Genomic DNA, 18,347 nt, shown 5'->3' on the forward strand with positions numbered 1-18,347 from the left:
TGCGTTGTCAGGTCGGCAGGCATGTGACAAGATCGGGCAAACAATACTGGTTCAGGGCAGAACATGAGCGATATTTCCGAATTGGAAACCCGAATTACCACCGCACTTGAACGGATCAGCAGCGGCTTGTCTGCGCTGTCCACTCAGTCAGGCGGTTCGGACGAAGAAGTTGCACAACTTAAAGCACAGTTGGATGAAGAGCGGACAGCGAACAGCCAATTGTCGGAACGGGTGAAAACCCTGCAGCAAAGCCGCGCTGACGAGGTGGACAAGCTGCGTGGCGAACTTGGTCGCCTGACTGCTCAGCTTGAGACGGACGAAGTGGTTCTGTCCAAGATGCGACAGGTGAACGCTGACCTGAGGGCCAATAATGATGCATTGCGCAAGGCGATTGCAGATGGCGATGTGAATGCTGAACTGGTCAACGACGCGATGGCGGCAGAGCTTGAAGGCTTGCGGGTTGCGCAATCTGCGGATCGTGCCGAACTCGATGCGGTCCTGGGCGAACTTGGACAGTTGATCAACGACAGCAACACCGGCACGATGCCACATTCACCAAACGGGAAGGAGGGTGCTGATGCCTGATATCAATATCACCATTGGAAGCCGCAACTTCGATGTGGCTTGTCAGGAAGGTGAAGAGCATTTCCTGATCACCGCCGCCAAGATGCTGGACAACGAAGCCTCGGTTCTGGTCAGCCAGATGAGCAACTTGACCGAAAGCCGTATGTTGTTGATGGCTGGGCTAATGCTCGCCGACAAGACGGCTGGTATGGAAGACAAAGTGAAGCTGGCCGACAAGAAAGTGGCCGATTTGGAGGCGCAGCTTTATGCGGCGCAGAATGCTGCCCCGCAAAAGGTCGAAGTGCCGGTGATTCCAGATGCGGTCACGGATACTCTGGCCGAGATTGCCGCCCGCGCTGAGGCCGTCGCTGCGGAAATAGAAGAACGCGCCGGTTAAGATGACAGCCACTCATTTCGGAGTTTGGCGCGCGGTGGCGACCGCGTCGTTCCTGCTGACACCCCTTTCTGTTTCGGCTGAAGCGCTGATTGACACCCTTCGCTATAGATGCGAGCGCGGCGCGATGGTTTGGGCCACGTATATCAATGGGGACGAAGGATCATTCGCCGTGATTCATGTGGAAGGGCAGCAGGTGGCACTTGGCCAGGTCATATCGGGGTCGGGCGCCAAATATGCGCAAGCCCCGGATGGGGCTGGCTATGTCTGGTGGACCAAGGGCGACGAAGCGTTTCTGATGTGGGAGGATGCCCCCAACAACACGGACGAAACGCTTCTGTCGCAATGCAGGACGATGTGAACCGGCTTAGCCGTTCGCTTCGCGGATCTTGTCTGCGGCTTCCTTGTTATAGGCAACGCCGTTTTCGTCAAACAACGTGTCCAGCTCGCCCGACAGGGTCATCTCGGTGATGATGTCGCAACCGCCCACAAACTCGCCTTTGACATAAAGCTGCGGGATGGTGGGCCAATCGGAATAATCCTTGATGCCTTGGCGGATTTCTTCATCGGCCAGCACGTTCACGTCGGCAAAATCAACGCCCATGAAATTCAGTACACCGGCCACACGCGAGGAAAACCCGCATTGCGGCATGTCTTTCGTGCCTTTCATGTAGAGCACAACGTCGTTGGCCTTGACGGTTTCGGTGATACGGGTTTTTGCGTCGGTCATGTCATTTCCTTGATGTCAGGGGTCGGGCCGGAGGTGTCCGGGCGTGTTTAGTCAGGCGCTTTCGTCGTCAGTGCCAGTGCATGAAGGTCGCCATGACTGCCGGCCATCTTTTCCTTCAGGGCGGCATAGACGGCCCGTTGCTGTTGCACACGGTTCTGGCCGCGAAAGCTCTCATCCACCACCTCGGCGGCATAGTGGTTTCCGTCACCGGCCAGATCGGTGATGGTGATTTTCGCCTCCGGGAAAGCCTCGCGGATGAGGGTTTCGATTTCGGATGCTTCCATGGCCATGGTCAGAACCTCGTTTATGTTTCAACTCAATCTATGTTCGGGGCAGGGGGGCCGCAAGACCTGGTGGCGTGTTGCGGCATCACGAAACCCGGACAAAACAGCGCGGGCGTCCGACAGAATGCCGCCTTGTTCGGCCTGCGCCAACGTATCCGCCGTCCAGGCAGGTCGGGGCAATAGCCGGTCAAGCATGTCGCGCCTGGCGGTTTCCTGTGCGGGCGACAGCGGCAGGCGTTCAGCCGCGCGAAACAGCTCGATCATGTCACAGATGGCGCGCATCCGGCGATAGGCTTCGGCGATTGCCTCCAGCGTTTCGCGATCCTTGCGCCAGCGTTTGCGCGGAAAGATGTGCGTCATCACGTAAGGTCCGGCCCCCTTGCAGTCAAACCGTGCACAGCCCGGAAACCCCTGATCTTCAAGGGTTTCGTGGATGCGACACAGGTTGTCGTCGCCAAGATGACGGCACGGGGCCAACGCACGTTTGTCAAAAGCGAAATCATCGCCCGCGTCAAAGCCCGGTGCCACACAACACAGCCCTGCGCAGGCGGCGCAATCCGCCACCAGTGCCGACATGTCTTGTGGGTCAGGGGGGGAAGTCATGGATCAGCGATGCGCCTGATCGAACCCGGTGCGGAAGATCTCGGCCAGTTCGTCCAGCGGGGCTTCGGACCCGCCCATCTTTACGGTGTCGCCGGTGAAGCGACCGACCGAGGCGATGGGGATGCCCAGCTTGCCCGCTTCGATCATCAGGGCCTCGGCCTGATCGAAGTTACAAGCCACCAGATAGCGCGCCTGATCTTCTCCGAACAGGGTCGGCGTGTCGGCAGTGTCGAGAGAGACCCCCACACCACCCGCTTCGGCCATTTCGAACGCCGCCATGGCAAGACCACCGTCAGACAGGTCCGAACAAGCCTTGATCAGTTCGCGGTTGGCGCGGATGAAGTCGCCGTGCGCCTTTTCAGCCGCAAGGTCCACATGCGGGGCGTCGCCGTCCTCGCGGTTGAACACCTCAGCCAACAGGGCGGATTGGCCCAGATGCCCGGTGGTCTCGCCAATGACCATCGCGACATGCCCGTCACGGGCCACGCCGTCGATCATGTCGTCAAGGCTGTCCAGCAGCCCAACAGCGCCGATGGTTGGCGTGGGCAGAATGCCCTGACCGTCGGTTTCGTTATACAGCGACACGTTGCCCGACACGATCGGCACATCCAGCGCGGCGACCGCCTCACCGATCCCTTTGATGGCTCCGACGAATTGGCCCATGATCTCGGGCTTCTCGGGGTTGCCGAAGTTCAGGTTGTCGGTGGTGGCAAGGGGTTTCGCGCCCACGGCGGTCAGGTTGCGATAGGCTTCGGCGACGGCCTGTTTGCCGCCTTCAAAAGGATTGGCCTTCACATAGCGCGGCGTCACATCCGATGTGAACGCGATGGCTTTATCAGTTCCGTGAACCCGCACGATGCCAGCGCCTAAACCGGGCGCGCGGACGGTGTCGGCCATCACCATGTGGTCATATTGTTCATAAACCCACTGTTTCGCGGCGTAGTTGGGCGACCCGATCAGGGCCTTCAAAGCGTCGATGGCATCGATCTCGGGAACGTCCGACAGTTCTTCGGCGGCTGGCGTCTCGACCCATGGACGATCATATTCTGGCGCGCGACCCGACAGGGGGGACAGCGGCAAATCGGCTTTCACTTCGCCATTGTGCATGATCAAAAAGCGATCTTCTGCAAGCGTTTCGCCAACAATTGCGAAGTCCAGATCCCACTTTTCGAACACAGCACGGGCTTCGGCCTCTTTTTCGGGCTTAAGGACCATGAGCATCCGTTCTTGGCTTTCGGACAGCATCATCTCATAGGCGGTCATGTTGTCTTCGCGCTGCGGCACGTCTTCAAGGTTCAGTTTGACGCCCAAACCGCCCTTGTCGCCCATTTCGACCGCTGAACACGTCAGGCCAGCGGCCCCCATATCCTGGATTGAAATCACCGCACCGGTTTGCATCAGTTCCAGCGTTGCCTCCATCAGGCGCTTTTCTGTGAAGGGGTCGCCGACCTGCACGGTGGGGCGCTTGTCTTCGATCGTGTCGTCAAATTCGGCCGATGCCATGGTCGCCCCACCAACGCCATCGCGGCCTGTCTTCGCGCCCAAATACACAACGGGCATTCCGACGCCGGAGGCTGCGGAGTAGAAAATCTTGTCGGCATCGGCCAAGCCTGCTGCAAAAGCGTTCACAAGGCAGTTGCCATTATAGGCAGGGTGAAAGCGAACCTCGCCGCCTACATTGGGCACACCGAAACAATTGCCATAGCCGCCGATACCTTCGACCACGCCGTTCACGAGTTGTTTGGTTTTTGGGTGATCAATTTCGCCAAAGGACAGCGAGTTCATCGCCGCAATGGGGCGGGCACCCATGGTGAACACGTCGCGCAGGATGCCGCCAACACCGGTGGCCGCGCCTTGGTAGGGTTCGATGTAGGACGGGTGGTTGTGGCTTTCCATTTTGAAGACCACAGCTTGTCCGTCACCGATATCGACGATACCCGCGTTTTCGCCGGGGCCGCAGATCACCTGAGGGCCATCGGTGGGCAGGGTGCGGAGCCATTTCTTCGAGGATTTGTACGAACAATGCTCGTTCCACATGGCCGAGAAGATGCCAAGCTCGGTGAATGTCGGCTCGCGACCAATGATTTCGAGGAGCAGCTCGTATTCGTCAGGCTTTAGCCCGTGCGCTGCAATCAGGTCCTCGGTGATCTTCGGCTCGGTCATGCCCGTTTCCCCCTTAGGCTTTGGTTGGCGCTTTTTATGCGATGCGTGCGTAATGGGAAAGAGCAAAGGCGTTGGCTGCAAAGGCCGAAACCGGCGCTTGCGAAAAAAAAGGCCGGGCAAAGCCCGGCCAAGTCCAACAGGGAGGTAAAAACCGACTAGAGCAAAGCTCACCATCGGCTTTGGTTAAGAATTAGGTTTCTCAGCGGGGCGGATCAAGGGAAATTGCTGCATTGCAGCTATGCAAAATTCGCATGCCTTCGCAGATAAAACGGGACGCAATCGCGAATAAGTAGAGTTAGGGTGCGATATTCCCTGACTTTTGAGCAGGTTAAGCGTCGACTTGGGTCGACGTTTGTATACAATGCAGTGTTGCGTCCTTTTTCGGGTGTTGCGAAAAAACACCATAATTCTCGGGTCAGTGTTACGTCATCAGCGAAAAAAGCTAGTCCTGTCGGCCTTTGCGATGCTCGATCAGTTCTTCCACCACGAAATCCCGAAAGGCTTCGATCCGCTTGGAGGCGCGCAATTCTTCGGGGTAGGCAAGGAATACGGGAATCTCTTTGCTTTCGACATCAGGAAGCACCCGTTGGACGCCGGGTATGTCTTGCGTGACATAGTCTGGCAGCATTCCGATGCCAAGATTGTGCAGGACCGCCTGAAGCACACCGAAGTAATTGTTTACGGTCAACAAGGACTTAACATCATAGGTCAGCAGTTCCCGCGCAAGATCCGCGCCCGCCCGGACTTGCGCAGATGAGGTATTCTGACAAATCAACCGGTGTTCGGAAAGGTCTTCCAGCGTTTCGGGAATGCCATTTTTCTCGAGGTATGCTGGCGTTGCATAAAGCCGCATATGCACATCCATCAGACGCTTGCGGATCAAGTCAGCCTGGCTTGGCTCTTTCATGCGAATCGCGACATCGGCCTCGCGCATGGGCAAGTCGAGCACATGCTCTTCCAACATCAGGTCGATTTTCAGGTCAGGATATTTCTCGTACAGTTTCGGCAGGCGCGGGGCCAGCCAAAGCGATCCAAAGGCAGTGGTCGTTGTGACTCGCAATTCGCCGAACACTTCTTCCTTGCTGTCGCGAATGCGTGCGACAGCGGCTTCGATCCGCTGATTGATTGACCGAGTGGCGTCAAACAGCAGCTCGCCCTGTTCAGTGAGAATCAGCCCACGCGCATGCCGATGAAAAAGCGTGGCATTCAGGCTTTCCTCAAGCGCCCGGATTTGTCGGGACACAGCAGACTGCGACAAATGCAGTGTATCACCCGCATGGGTCAGTGACCCGGCATCCGCCACCGCGTGAAATATTCTGAGCTTGTCCCAATCCATACCGAAAGAACCACAATTTGTTAGCGCCAAAAACTTGCACAGTGTTATCATCAGAAACGTGATGAGTTCCAGCACGGATTATGATGCGATTTGAATTGATAGGTCATAGCCTTTGACCTATAATTGACCTTATCCAGTTTCACTGTAACGTATTGGGAGGTGCGTCATGGGCAAGCCAGACATCACTCTGAACGACCGATTTGATCTGACCAAGAAGCATGTTCTGTTGAACGGCACGCAGGCCCTGGTGCGCCTGATGCTAATGCAAAAGGAGCGCGACCGGACCGCCGGGCTGAACACAGCAGGCTATGTGACAGGTTATCGGGGATCGCCCCTGGGGGCCGTGGATCTTTGGATGGGCCGTTCAAAGAAGGTGTTGGAGCCCAATGATATCAAATTTCACCCAGGCCTGAACGAGGACCTTGCTGCCACCGCGCTGTGGGGCAGCCAGCAGGCCGAACTGCGCGGCGAGGGCACACATGATGGTGTCTTCGGGCTGTGGTATGGCAAGGGGCCGGGTGTAGACCGAACCGGCGATGTGATGCGACACGCGAACATGGCCGGCACCAGCCCGCATGGCGGCGTGCTGATGGCGATGGGCGATGACCACACCGGAGAAAGCTCGACGGTGCTGCACCAATCGGACTGGGCGATGGTGGATGCGTATATTCCGGTGCTCAGCCCCGCAGGCGTGCAGGAAATTCTGGATTATGGCATTTATGGCTATGGCCTGAGCCGGTTTGCTGGGGTCTGGGCAGGTTTGAAAGTGATGAAGGATACGGTCGAGGCGACCTCGGTCGTAGATGGCGACCCGAACCGGATGAAGCTTGTGACGCCCGAGTTTGATATGCCCGAAGGCGGGTTGAACATTCGTTTGGCTGACCAGCCGGTGCCGCAAGAGGCGCGGATGATCGACTATAAACGGTTTGCGGCTGAGGCCTATGCCCGTGCCAACCGGATCGACCAGCGCAAATGGGGCAAACCGGGCGCTAAAATCGGGTTTGTTGCGGCGGGTAAGAATTGGCTTGATCTGGTGCATGCAATGGGCCTGCTGGGCATTGATGAGGTCGAGGCCGAACGTCTGGGGATCACGACCTATAAGGTGGGTCAGACTTTTCCGCTGGATATGGAAAGTTTCCACGAATGGGCCGAGGGGCTGGACCTGATCGTGGTGGTCGAAGAAAAGCGCAAGCTGATGGAAGTGCAGATCAAGGAAGCGATCTTTGACGACCGTGACGGCCGGCGCGTCTATGGCTGGCACAAGGGCGACACGTGGGAAAACGGACGTCGGTTGGAACTTTTCCCGACCCGCTATGCGCTGGACCCGATCATGATTGCCGAGAAAATCGGCGACATTCTGATAGAAGAAGGACGCGGGACCGAGTCTGTGAAAGCGGGCCTGACCATGTTGGCCGAGGCGAAAGGCGCTGATAACGCGCCTAACATCGCCGCGCGCCTGCCGTTCTTCTGCTCAGGTTGTCCACACAACACATCGACCAAATTGCCGGAAGGGTCGCGCGCTTATGCGGGAATTGGCTGTCACTATATGGTGCAGTGGATGGATCGCGATACAGTTGGATTCACCCAAATGGGGGGAGAAGGTGCGAACTGGATCGGCGAGGCGCCGTTCTCGAAAACCGGGCATGTGTTCCAGAACCTTGGCGACGGGACGTATAACCACTCGGGTAATCTGGCGATCCGGGCCGCGTTGGCCTCCGACGCCAATATCACCTACAAAATTCTCTATAATGATGCCGTCGCGATGACCGGCGGACAGACCAACGAAGGTGGGCTGGATGCCGAGCGTATCGCGCGCGAAGTGCAAGCGATGGGCGTGAAGCACATCTTCCTTGTCTATGATGACAAAGAGGATGTGGACTTGTCTGCCTTCCCGAAAGGCCTGTCACACCACACCCGTGACGAGTTGCTGGACGTCGAAAAAAAATGCTGCGACATCAAGGGTGTGTCTGTCATTCTTTACGTCCAGACCTGTGCGGCTGAGAAACGCCGCCGCCGCAAGCGTGGACAGTTTCCTGACCCTGACAAGCGCGTGTTCATCAACACCGACATCTGCGAGGGCTGCGGCGATTGCGGGGTGCAGTCGAACTGTGTCTCGATCGTGCCAGTGGAAACCGAACTGGGTCGCAAGCGCGCCATCGACCAGTCAAGCTGTAACAAGGACTTCAGCTGTGTGAACGGCTTCTGCCCCAGTTTCGTGACCGTCGAAGGGGCCAAGCTGAAGAAAGCGGCCACGGTCGAGGTCGATCTGCCAGATCTGCCAGCGCCCACGCTGCCCGCAATTGACGGCACGTTCAACACGGTGATCACCGGGGTTGGCGGCACTGGCGTCGTGACCATTGGCGCGATCATGGCGCAAGCCGCCCATATCGACGGCAAGGGCGTGGGCATGATGGAAATGGCTGGTCTTGCGCAGAAAGGTGGCGCCGTCACTGTGCATTTGCGCCTGGCCGAGAAGCCGGAGGACATTTCCGCCATTCGTGTGGCAACAGGCGAATGCGACGCGCTGATCGGTTGCGATCTTGTTGTGTCGGCAGCTCATACAACCCTGGGCTTGACAAAAACCGGGCGCACCGGCGCTGTCGTGGACAGCCACGAGACCATTACGGGGGAGTTCACCCGCAACACCGATTTCGCCATCCCCGGCGACCGCCTGCAACTGTCGCTTGAAGCGCGTCTGCGCGAACGTGTGTCAATGTTCGACGCGACCGAGTTGGCGCGGGTGTTGATGGGGGACAACATCTTCTCCAACATGATGGTTCTGGGCGCAAGCTGGCAGGCGGGCATCGTGCCGCTGACCCATGACGCGCTGATGTATGCAATTGAATTGAATGGTCAGGCCCCTGACCGAAACAAACGAGCCTTCGAACTGGGGCGTTGGGCAGTGCTACACCCGGAAGATGCCGAAAAGACGGTTCTGGGCGAGATCGTTGATAAGCCCAAGACACTGGCCGAGATCATCGCGTTCCGCGCCGATCATCTGACCACCTATCAGGATGCGCGGCTGGCCAAACGCTATCGCGCTTTTGTCGACCAGATGCCGGAGGCGCTGAAAGAACCGGTGGCAAAAAGCTATCATAAGCTCCTGGCCTATAAGGACGAATACGAGGTGGCGCGCATGTTGTGCGATACCCGCGCCAAGGCCGAAGCCGAATTCGATGGCGATCTGAAGCTGACTTATCACCTTGCCCCGCCGATCCTGAGCGGGACTGATGCCAGCGGACGGCCGAAGAAACGCGGCTTCGGTGGTTGGTTTGAAACCATAGCCCCATGGCTTGCCAAGTTGAAAGTCCTGCGCGGCACACCGTTTGACCCGTTTGGCCGGTCCGAAGAGCGTCGCACCGAACGCGCCCTGATCGCCGAGTATGAAGCGGACATGAGATCCGTCGTGGCGGGTCTGACCGATGACAATCTGGCGATTGCGCAAGAGCTCGCCGCGCTGCCCCTGACCATCCGTGGCTTTGGGCCAGTGAAGCACGCCAATGTAGAGAAAGCCGCTGAGCGTCGTGCCGCGTTGATGTCACAATTCGACGGCAAGGCGCCGTTGGCGCACGCCGCTGAATGACTCCGCCTGCCGCTGCGACGCCGCACCTGGGCGGAGAATCGTCGCAGCGCGCAATCGGTGATGGATTTCCGCGAAAAACGGACCTATGGCTTGCACCAGAACAACACGGACGGGACCATAGGGCATGGCTGTAGGGGTATTCGATTCAGGGCTTGGTGGACTGACGGTGCTGGATGCCGTGGCGAAACGCTTGCCTGATGTGGATTTCGTCTATTACGCCGACAGCGCCCATGCACCGTATGGCGTTCGAGATGCAGATGACATCTATGACCTGACCACCACCGCCGTTCAGGCCCTTTGGGACGAAGGGTGTGATTTGGTCATTCTGGCCTGCAACACCGCCTCCGCCGCCGCGCTTCGGCGGATGCAGGAAAGCTGGATTCCAAAAGACAAACGGGTTTTGGGGGTCTTTGTGCCGCTGATCGAAGCCCTGACCGAAAGGGATTGGGGCGACAACTCGCCTCCGCGCGAAGTGGCTGTAAAACATGTGGCATTGTTTGCCACACCAGCGACCGTGTCCAGCCGGGCTTTCCAGCGTGAACTGGCCTTTCGAGCCATCGGGGTCGATGTCGAAGCGCAGGCCTGTGGTGGCGTCGTCGATGCGATCGAAGAGGGCGACATGATCCTGGCCGAAGCGCTGGTGCGCAGCCATGTGGATGCCCTGAAGCGCAAGATGCCCAAGCCCGAGGCGGCCATTCTTGGCTGCACTCACTACCCGCTGATGGAAGAGGCGTTCCAGGCCGCGCTGGGTGACGACGTTCAGGTTTACAGTCAGGCCAATCTGGTTGCAGAAAGCCTTGCTTATTATCTGGACCGGCACCCGGAGATGAAGGGCGCAGGCACTACGTCGAAGTTCCTGACCACAGGCGATCCAAACCGCGTGTCGAACAGCGCGACCCAGTTTCTGCGACGAAAGATCACGTTCGAACCGGCCTGATTGAAGCCGCCCTTCAAAACCACTACATCTTTCGACGAACCCGCAGGAGGTCTTGATGACCCACAAAATCGCCATTCTGGGCGCGTCCGGATATACCGGCGCTGAGCTTGTCCGGCTGATTGCCACCCATCCGACGATGGAAATCGTCGCCCTGTCCGCTGACCGTAAGGCAGGAATGGACATGGCAGATGTCTATCCGCATTTGCGCCACCTCGATCTGCCCAAACTCACCACGATGGATGAAATTGATTTCGCCAATGTCGATCTAGCCTTCGCAGCTCTGCCGCATGGGTTGAGCCAGGCACTGGTGCGTGATTTGCCCAAGACCGTTAAAGTCGTTGATCTGGGCGCAGATTTTCGACTGCGCGATCCGGCGGAATACGAGAAATGGTATGGCGCACCGCATGTGGCGACCGAGTTGCAGAAAACCGCCGTCTATGGCCTGACCGAGTTCTATCGAGACGAGATTCGCACTGCGCGACTGGTGGCGGGCACAGGTTGCAATGCCGCGACCGTGCAATATGCGCTGAGACCGCTGATTTCGGCGGGGTTGATCGACCTTGACCGGATTATCTGCGACCTGAAGAACGGCATTTCGGGGGCAGGGCGGTCCCTGAAGGAAAACATGTTGTTCGCCGAACGTTCGACCGATGTGCAGGGATATGCGCAAGGTGGCAAGCACCGGCATCTTGGTGAATTCGATCAGGAGTTTTCACTGTTGGCCGGTCGCTCGGTCCGGATCATGTTCACACCTCACCTTGTGCCTGTGAACCGCGGCATCCTGGCCGATTGCTATGTGGACGGGGATGCTGTAAAAATTCACGCGGCTTTGGTTGAGCAATATCAAGACGAGCCGTTCGTGACTGTGCTACCCAAGGGCCAACTGCCGGGTATGGGGCATGTAATGGGGTCGAACCAATGCCATCTGGGCGTTGTCGGCGACCGCGTGCCGGGGCGTGCTTTGGTTGTGTCGGCGCTGGATAATCTGTGTAAGGGTTCATCCGGTCAGGCGATGCAGAACGCGAACCTCATGCTGGGCGAAGACGAAAAGACAGGGCTGATGTTGCCGCCGGTCTTTCCATAAGAGTTTGAAAAGGAGCCGAATATGGCTGGTTTGAAAAATCTGAAGAAAACACGACGCATCCAGATCATCCTGCTGGCATTTGTCGCACTCGTGATTTCGACCGGGTTGATCGGATATGCGCTGAAGGACGGGATCAATTACTATCGTTCGCCGACCGAGGTTGTGGCCGAACCGCCCAGCGAAGACGAAGTGTTTCGCATGGGCGGATTGGTTGCGGACGGAACATTGGTGCGCGGGCAAAGCGAGACAGTGACCTTTTCGGTAACGGACGGCGCGGCGGTTGTGCCGGTTTCCTATACCGGTGTGCTGCCGGATCTGTTTGGCGAGAATCAAGGCATGATCGGCACCGGTAGCTATGTAAACGGAACGTTCCAAGCCACGGAAATCCTTGCCAAACACGACGAAGACTATATGCCGAAAGAGGTTATCGACAGCCTCAAGGCAACGGGCGTTTACGTCGAGCCGACCTCTTGATTTGAGATTTCTTAACGCTTCTTAACCAGCCTGTGCCTCGTATTTCTTATGCGGGGTTAGGCGCGGATGAAAAGCGTAGAAGACATAGCGACCGAAATAGTCGCCCGCGAGGGCGGCTTTGTGAACGATCCGGATGATCCGGGCGGGGCGACAAAATACGGTGTGACCATCCACACCATGCGCCGGTTGGGACTTGATCTGGATCGCGACGGGCGGATCACCGCAGACGATGTGAAGCGGCTGACCCGCGATCAAGCCCGCGACATCTTTCTGAGGCATTATTTCCGAAAACCCCGGCTGGCGGAGCTTCCGCAACCGTTGCAGGCCACGGTCTTCGATATGTATGTGAATGCCGGCAGAAATGCGGTGCGCATTCTGCAAGAACTGTTGCGCAAGATGGGCTATGAACTGGCGGTGGATGGGGCGCTTGGCCCGCAAACGCTGGGGATCGCACGTGATGCGATCTTGCAGGCACCCGATCATCTGGTTGACGCCTATGGAATCGAGCGGCGCAACTATTACTACCGTCTTGCTGACCGGCGCCCAACCTCACGAAAATATGCCCGTCGCCGGGATGGTGGAAAGGGTGGGTGGATTACCCGCGCAGAGGCATTCCTGTCGGCCAAGTATCATTTCTCTGACCAAGATCACCGCGAAAGGACCTCCGCATGGGGCTGATTGGAAACGTCTTGACCATTCTATTCGGGCGCAGCGGGAACCTTGTGCGCGAAACCGCAGAAGTGTTTCGTGAAAACACCGAGGCAGCCGCCATTCGTGACAGTGACGCACAACAGGCTGCCATCGACGCTTTCCGTGCCGAGTTCATTGCCGGCCAGGGCGGATGGTTCAATCGCTTCATGGATGGCGTGAACAGGGTGCCTCGACCGGCTCTTGCGCTGTCCACGTTGGCCCTGTTCGCAGCCGCCATGATCAGCCCAGACTGGTTTGCCGCGCGAATGGAAGGTGTCGCGGTCGTGCCTGAACCGCTGTGGTGGCTGATGGGAGTGGTGGTCAGCTTCTATTTCGGCGCGCGATATCAGGTGAAAGGGCAAGAGTTCCAGAGGGCGATTGCTGCGAGCTTGATGCGGGACCTGGAGACAGCGCGCGTTCAATCAGATCGCGGCAAGCCACCGTCGGTGTTCAGGCCAGAACCCCTAGCCCCACAAGAAACCGTGCAAGCGGCGCGCGCCGGTGCGCAGGTGGACATCACCGACAACGCGGCGCTGGCGGACTGGCAGGAGTCATCGCGTGGCCTTTGACGTGCTTATGAATCTGGTCGCCGAACATGGGCCCTGGGTGCTGTTGGTGTTCTATCTGCTGTACCGAGACTTGCAGAAAGATCAGGCGACGCGAGCGGTGTTGGACAAGAACTCATCCATCCTGATCGAGATCACGACGATCATCCGCGAACGTCTGCCCTCCGCCGGGGGGCGGGTCGGATGATGGCGGTGCTTTGGCGGCTCAGATGCCGGCTGTGGGCAATTCTGGTGGGATCAAGATTCCAGCGATCAATTGAACAAAACAAACATGCAGCTGCCGAATTGGACGCTGCTGTGCGAGAGGTCTTGCAGAAATGAAACAAGCATTCGGTTTAATGATGTGTCTCGCCATCGTTTTGCAACTTGGCTATCTGGTGGCGGGATATGATGCGATGTACCAGATCGGATATGGCGCGATCACCCTGATGGGGCTGATGATTTCGCTGACATTTCTGTGGCTTTACGTTCAGCGTGCGACACCATTGGCGCTGGGCATGGCCTATAGCTGGTCAGGGGCAAGCCTTGTTCTGGGTTGGTGGTGGATATTTGCACTGGCGGGTGAGCCAGCGATCATGTCACACAGCGCCGCGCATTTCGTCCCCCTGGCCCTGTACCTGTCGGGTGCTGTTTTGCATTTCAGTGTCATTCACCGATCCTTCGGGTGTCACGGCACGACATTCCTGTGGCCGGTGTTGGCGGCGGTGGCGGTGTCGACGATCATCTATCTGGCCCTATGACGATGAGGAACCCGTGACCTGACGCCGCAGAGGGCTAGGCCCGCTTCGCGACTACCTGTATGGTCACGATCATGAATATGGGATGGCCGCGAACATGATTGCAGAGCTCGGACATTTTGCGCTGATCCTGGCGCTGGGCGTGGCGGTTGTGCAGATGATCGTTCCACTGATTGGAGCACATTATGACTGGCGTGGCTGGATGGAACTGGCAGTGCCGGCGGCAACGATCCAATTCCTTCTGATCCTTGCCTCGTTTCTGGCATTGACCTATGCGTTTGTGACGTCGGACTTTTCGGTTCGACTGGTCACGCTGAACTCGCATTCAGCCAAGCCAATGCTTTACAAGGTGTCGGGCGTTTGGGGCAATCACGAAGGCTCGGTTCTGCTTTGGGTGTTAATCCTGTCGCTGTTTGGTGCCACGGCCGCGTGGTTCGGTGGAAATCTGCCGCAGCGGCTGAAGGCGCGAGTGCTGGCGGTGCAAAGCTCGATCGCAGTGGCCTTTTTGGGCTTTGTTCTGTTCACATCGAACCCGTTTCTGCGCATCGAGCAGCCGCCCTTTGACGGTCGCGACCTGAACCCGCTTTTGCAAGACCCCGGTTTGGCTCTGCACCCACCTTTTCTTTACCTGGGTTATGTCGGACTTTCGATGGCGTTTTCTTTCGCCGTCGCTGCCTTGATCGAAGGGCGGGTTGACGCGGCATGGGCGCGCTGGGTCCGTCCGTGGACACTGGCCGCCTGGGTATTTCTGACAATCGGAATTGCCGTGGGCAGTTGGTGGGCTTATTACGAACTTGGTTGGGGTGGCTTCTGGTTCTGGGACCCGGTCGAAAATGCGTCATTCATGCCATGGCTATTTGCCGCCGCCTTGCTGCATTCGGCCATCGTTGTCGAAAAACGCGAGAGTCTGAAAAGCTGGACAATCCTGCTGGCGATCTTGGCCTTTGGGTTCTCGCTGATCGGGACATTTATTGTGCGGTCTGGTGTGCTTACTTCGGTGCACGCGTTCGCTTCTGATCCGAAACGCGGTGTCTTCATCCTGATGATTCTGGCCGTCTTCACGGGCGGTGCGCTTACGCTGTTCGCAGCACGTGCCAGCACGATGGAGGCGCGGGGAGTCTTTGGCTTTGTTAGTCGTGAAAGCGCCTTGATTGTGAATAACATCTTGTTGGCGGTGTCCTCTTTCGTTGTGTTTGTTGGGACCATCTGGCCACTGATTGGCGAGATTCTTGATCGCAAGATATCAGTCGGAGCACCGTTCTTTGAGGCGGCGTTTACCCCGTTTATGGTGGCGTTGGCGCTGATCCTGCCAGTTGGAGCGATGCTGCCGTGGAAACGGGCGAAACTTGGACGCGTGACCAAACAACTTGTGCCTGCCTTTGTCCTGGCTTTGGCGGTTGGGGCGTTGGTCTGGGCGATGCAAACTGGCAAAACAGCATTGGGGCCCATTGGTATGTTCCTGGGCACCTGGCTGATTGCCGGATCATTGGTTGATATCGCCAGTCGCACGGGGCGCGGCGCGGTGTCGACCCGGCTGTCGCGACTGACACGTCTGCCGCGTTCGGACTGGGGCAAACTTGCCGCACATGCCGGTTTCGGGATCACCGTGATGGGCATTTCAGGTCTAATGGCCTGGAGCGTCGAGGACATCCGCGTTGCCGAGATTGGCAAGAGCTTCCCTGTCTCAGATTATGAAATCACCTTGGTCGATGTCACGCAGGAGCAGGGGCCGAATTATCTCTCGACCAAGGCCGAGATGCTCGTCACTGAAAACGGGCGCGAGATCACGACGCTTTACCCGGAAAAACGCGTCTATCCCGTTCAGGCCATACCGACGACGGAAGCCGCTATTTCAAACGGCTTCTGGCGGGATATCTATCTGGTGATTGGAGATCCGCAAGAGGGTGGTGCCTGGGCTGTTCGGACGTTCATCAAGCCTTTTACAAACTGGATCTGGATGGGCACGATGATGATGGCACTTGGTGGGGTGCTAAGCCTGACAGACCGTCGTTTCCGCGTTGCCGCAGGCGCGACCAAGTCACGTATACCGGGAGTGCCCGCCGAATGATACGGGCAGCACTTTCTGTGTTTCTTGCGTTTGCGGTGCTGGGTTCACCGGCGCTTGCTGTCAATCCTGACGAAGTGCTGAGCGATCCAGTGCTTGAACAACGTGCCCGCGACATTTCTGCGGAGCTTCGATGCGTGGTGTGCCGAGGCGAGAATATTGACGAAAGCAATGCTGCGATCGCGCGGGATTTGCGCCTTCTTGTGCGTGAACGTCTTGTCGAAGGTGACAGCAACGAAGAAGTGGTGGATTTCATCGTCGAACGCTATGGCGAATACGTTCTGTTGAAGCCGAATACCACAGGCGCAAATATCATCCTGTGGGCCGCTAGTCCCGTCCTGTTCATCGTTGCCCTGATCTCCGGCACCGTCTATTTGCGCCGCCGCTCGCAAGCCCGTGAAGGCGCTGTGGCCCTGTCAGCGGATGAAGAGGCGCGCTTGAAGGAACTTCTGAAGGACGGCTGATCGTTTCTTACCCAATTGTTTGACCCGGTGATTAGTTTGGTGTTTTTACTCGAATAACGGTGCGTTCACCTTTACCTGACCGATTGGTCAAGTAATCTACCCGAAATTTGCGGGAGGACCGAATGAACTACGAAACGATCACGCTGGACATGACTGATGGTTTGGCAGTGCTGACCCTGAACCGCGCCGATGTGATGAATGCGCTGAACACGCAGATGCGGGCCGAAATCACCCATGCGGTGAAAGACGCCGGTCAGACGGCGCGGGCGCTTGTCATCACCGGGGCAGGTCGGGCATTTTGCTCGGGTCAGGATCTGGGCGACCGGGCAAACGCGGCCCATGTCGATCTGGAACGCACCTTACGTGATGAATACGAACCGCTGTTGGATGCGATTTACAACTGCCCGATCCCGACCATCTCGGCGGTGAATGGGGCGGCCGCCGGGGCGGGGGCGAATATCGCCTTGGCCGCGGATGTGGTCATCGCCGCTGAAAGCGCGTTTTTCATGCAGGCTTTTTCCCGCATCGGCCTGATCCCCGATGCCGGTGGCACCTATTGGATGCCGCGCCAGATGGGGTTCGCCAAAGCGATGGGGGCGGCGCTGTTTGCCGAAAAAATGCCTGCCCGTGAAGCCGCTGATCTGGGTTTGATCTGGGAATGCGTGACCGATGATGACTTCGCCGCCACTTGGCGAAAGCGTGGCGGGCATCTGGCGAAAGGGCCGACGCTGTCCTATCGCAACATCAAGAAAGCCTTGCGTGCCTCGATGAGCAATACGCTGGACGAGCAACTGGCGCTTGAGGCGAAATTGCAGGGCGAATGCGGCAACTCGCGCGACTTCAAAGAGGGCGTGCTGGCGTTTCTGGAAAAGCGCAGCCCAAACTACGAAGGGCGCTAGGATCGCGACAACGACCTGCGCCCCTTTCGAGGGGGGTAGGGGTCAATCATGCGCCTGGTCAGCGATCTGGTTGGCAAACTCGTGGTTCGTATCGCGATGGATGGCCTCATCCGCGCGGATGACCAGAACCACCTCGCGCAGGCGGGCATCTGCGGGTAGATTCCAATATTCCAGCGCAACCGTTGGCGCAGGCACGTTGTCCACCTGACCCGCGTCAATCTGTTCCAGATATTGCGTGTAGCTGATGACGGCTTCTTCTTCCAGATACCCGACAACGCGATGTGCGATGCGCGGTGCGAAAAGGTAGAGAAAGAAGTAGAAATTATAAAACACGGCCTGTGTCATCATGATGACAAATCGTTCGAATCGCGTCGGTTTTGCGATCTCGATGAAGGTCATCAGGTGCATCCGTTCGTTTTCCGCTTCGTCCAGAAGCTCGCGGATCCAGCCCTGGTCGTCGCGGATATGCCGAATGGCTTTCAGGTGCTGAAGCAGGCCACCCACCATGCCGGGCACGGCGGCGACTGTTTCAAGGACGACCGCGCGGTGCCCATAGCGGCCCGCGAAAAAACCGTCGGCAAAGACACGAAGGAACTTGACGAAACCCAAGGCGAACCGGTCACGGAAATCCTGCGGTTCGTGATGTGTCTGCTGGAAATCGACCGTCGCTGTATCCAGATCCGAGGCCTGTTTCATGATACCCCTTTCTGCGGAGGCCCGAACCAGACATTAAGGCCTGGAAGATCGGTCCTGCGCCTTGCTGACAGCCGGTGA

Annotated in this window: 20 protein-coding genes; 14 read left to right on the plus strand and 6 right to left on the minus strand. The window is 57.8% G+C overall.

Annotation, left to right across the window (positions count from 1 at the left end; translation table 11 throughout):
* Positions 1–63 precede the first annotated feature (63 nt).
* The 3 genes from BMY55_RS06290 to BMY55_RS06300 are packed head-to-tail and all read left to right on the plus strand — an operon-like array spanning position 64 to position 1,319.
* Positions 64–585 (plus strand): hypothetical protein, encoded by a 522-nt coding sequence (locus tag BMY55_RS06290; RefSeq protein WP_091429226.1) that lies wholly within the window; start codon positions 64–66, stop codon positions 583–585.
* Positions 578–961, plus strand: coding sequence for a cell division protein ZapA (locus BMY55_RS06295; protein ID WP_091429227.1), 384 nt, complete (start codon positions 578–580; stop codon positions 959–961). The genes BMY55_RS06290 and BMY55_RS06295 overlap by 8 nt, the downstream gene beginning before the upstream one ends.
* A gap of 1 nt (position 962) precedes the next feature.
* On the plus strand, positions 963–1,319 hold the full coding sequence (locus BMY55_RS06300) for an MliC family protein (RefSeq protein WP_091429229.1): 357 nt from the start codon (positions 963–965) through the stop codon (positions 1,317–1,319).
* Between the two features lie 6 nt (positions 1,320–1,325).
* Here BMY55_RS06300 and grxD read toward each other — a convergent pair whose 3' ends face one another.
* The 5 genes from grxD to BMY55_RS06325 all read right to left on the minus strand — a co-directional run bounded on the left by grxD (position 1,326) and on the right by BMY55_RS06325 (position 6,074).
* Positions 1,326–1,688 (minus strand): Grx4 family monothiol glutaredoxin, encoded by a 363-nt coding sequence (grxD, locus tag BMY55_RS06305; protein WP_091429231.1) that lies wholly within the window; start codon positions 1,686–1,688, stop codon positions 1,326–1,328.
* 47 nt (positions 1,689–1,735) lie between these two features.
* On the minus strand, positions 1,736–1,978 hold the full coding sequence (locus tag BMY55_RS06310; RefSeq protein ID WP_091429232.1) for a BolA/IbaG family iron-sulfur metabolism protein: 243 nt from the start codon (positions 1,976–1,978) through the stop codon (positions 1,736–1,738).
* A 21-nt stretch (positions 1,979–1,999) separates the two neighbouring features.
* Complete coding sequence (locus BMY55_RS06315) at positions 2,000–2,575, minus strand: hypothetical protein (protein ID WP_143064293.1); 576 nt, start codon at positions 2,573–2,575, stop codon at positions 2,000–2,002.
* 3 nt (positions 2,576–2,578) lie between these two features.
* The gene (gene purL / locus BMY55_RS06320) at positions 2,579–4,738 is read right to left on the minus strand and encodes a phosphoribosylformylglycinamidine synthase subunit PurL (RefSeq protein ID WP_091432103.1); all 2,160 of its coding nucleotides are present in this window, start codon (positions 4,736–4,738) and stop codon (positions 2,579–2,581) included.
* A 442-nt stretch (positions 4,739–5,180) separates the two neighbouring features.
* Positions 5,181–6,074, minus strand: coding sequence for a LysR family transcriptional regulator (locus BMY55_RS06325; RefSeq protein WP_091429236.1), 894 nt, complete (start codon positions 6,072–6,074; stop codon positions 5,181–5,183).
* Between the two features lie 166 nt (positions 6,075–6,240).
* Here BMY55_RS06325 and BMY55_RS06330 point away from each other — a divergent pair, with 166 nt between their 5' ends.
* The 11 genes from BMY55_RS06330 to BMY55_RS06380 all read left to right on the plus strand — a co-directional run bounded on the left by BMY55_RS06330 (position 6,241) and on the right by BMY55_RS06380 (position 17,573).
* Positions 6,241–9,657 (plus strand): indolepyruvate ferredoxin oxidoreductase family protein, encoded by a 3,417-nt coding sequence (locus tag BMY55_RS06330; protein WP_091429237.1) that lies wholly within the window; start codon positions 6,241–6,243, stop codon positions 9,655–9,657.
* Between the two features lie 124 nt (positions 9,658–9,781).
* Positions 9,782–10,594 carry a glutamate racemase gene (murI, locus tag BMY55_RS06335; protein WP_091429239.1) on the plus strand — a complete coding sequence of 271 codons (813 nt, stop codon included), beginning with the start codon at positions 9,782–9,784 and terminating at the stop codon, positions 10,592–10,594.
* Positions 10,595–10,649: 55 nt separating this feature from the next.
* The gene (gene argC / locus BMY55_RS06340; protein WP_091429240.1) at positions 10,650–11,678 is read left to right on the plus strand and encodes an N-acetyl-gamma-glutamyl-phosphate reductase; all 1,029 of its coding nucleotides are present in this window, start codon (positions 10,650–10,652) and stop codon (positions 11,676–11,678) included.
* Positions 11,679–11,708: 30 nt separating this feature from the next.
* On the plus strand, positions 11,709–12,152 hold the full coding sequence (gene ccmE, locus BMY55_RS06345; RefSeq protein ID WP_091432105.1) for a cytochrome c maturation protein CcmE: 444 nt from the start codon (positions 11,709–11,711) through the stop codon (positions 12,150–12,152).
* 66 nt (positions 12,153–12,218) lie between these two features.
* Entirely contained in the window at positions 12,219–12,830 is a 612-nt protein-coding gene (locus BMY55_RS06350) for a holin-associated N-acetylmuramidase (RefSeq protein WP_091429242.1), read from the plus strand.
* Positions 12,821–13,411 (plus strand): holin family protein, encoded by a 591-nt coding sequence (locus BMY55_RS06355; RefSeq protein ID WP_091429244.1) that lies wholly within the window; start codon positions 12,821–12,823, stop codon positions 13,409–13,411. The genes BMY55_RS06350 and BMY55_RS06355 overlap by 10 nt, the downstream gene beginning before the upstream one ends.
* On the plus strand, positions 13,401–13,595 hold the full coding sequence (locus BMY55_RS06360; RefSeq protein ID WP_091429246.1) for a hypothetical protein: 195 nt from the start codon (positions 13,401–13,403) through the stop codon (positions 13,593–13,595). The genes BMY55_RS06355 and BMY55_RS06360 overlap by 11 nt, the downstream gene beginning before the upstream one ends.
* 130 nt (positions 13,596–13,725) lie before the next feature.
* Positions 13,726–14,148, plus strand: a complete 423-nt coding sequence (locus tag BMY55_RS06365; protein ID WP_091429247.1) for a hypothetical protein — start codon at positions 13,726–13,728, stop codon at positions 14,146–14,148.
* 94 nt (positions 14,149–14,242) lie between these two features.
* Complete coding sequence (locus BMY55_RS06370) at positions 14,243–16,213, plus strand: heme lyase CcmF/NrfE family subunit (RefSeq protein ID WP_091432107.1); 1,971 nt, start codon at positions 14,243–14,245, stop codon at positions 16,211–16,213.
* A complete protein-coding gene (locus BMY55_RS06375; RefSeq protein WP_091429249.1) occupies positions 16,210–16,674 on the plus strand; it encodes a cytochrome c-type biogenesis protein in 465 nt (154 codons plus the stop codon). The genes BMY55_RS06370 and BMY55_RS06375 overlap by 4 nt, the downstream gene beginning before the upstream one ends.
* A 122-nt stretch (positions 16,675–16,796) precedes the next feature.
* Positions 16,797–17,573: an enoyl-CoA hydratase-related protein gene (locus BMY55_RS06380; RefSeq protein WP_091429251.1), complete on the plus strand. Its 777-nt coding sequence runs from the start codon at positions 16,797–16,799 to the stop codon at positions 17,571–17,573.
* Positions 17,574–17,615: 42 nt separating this feature from the next.
* Here the strand turns inward: BMY55_RS06380 and BMY55_RS06385 are convergent, their stop codons facing one another.
* Positions 17,616–18,269 carry an alternative oxidase gene (locus tag BMY55_RS06385; protein ID WP_091429252.1) on the minus strand — a complete coding sequence of 218 codons (654 nt, stop codon included), beginning with the start codon at positions 18,267–18,269 and terminating at the stop codon, positions 17,616–17,618.
* Between the last annotated feature and the right edge of the window lie 78 nt (positions 18,270–18,347).

Source organism: Aliiroseovarius sediminilitoris (assembly GCF_900109955.1).
GTDB lineage: Bacteria > Pseudomonadota > Alphaproteobacteria > Rhodobacterales > Rhodobacteraceae > Aliiroseovarius > Aliiroseovarius sediminilitoris.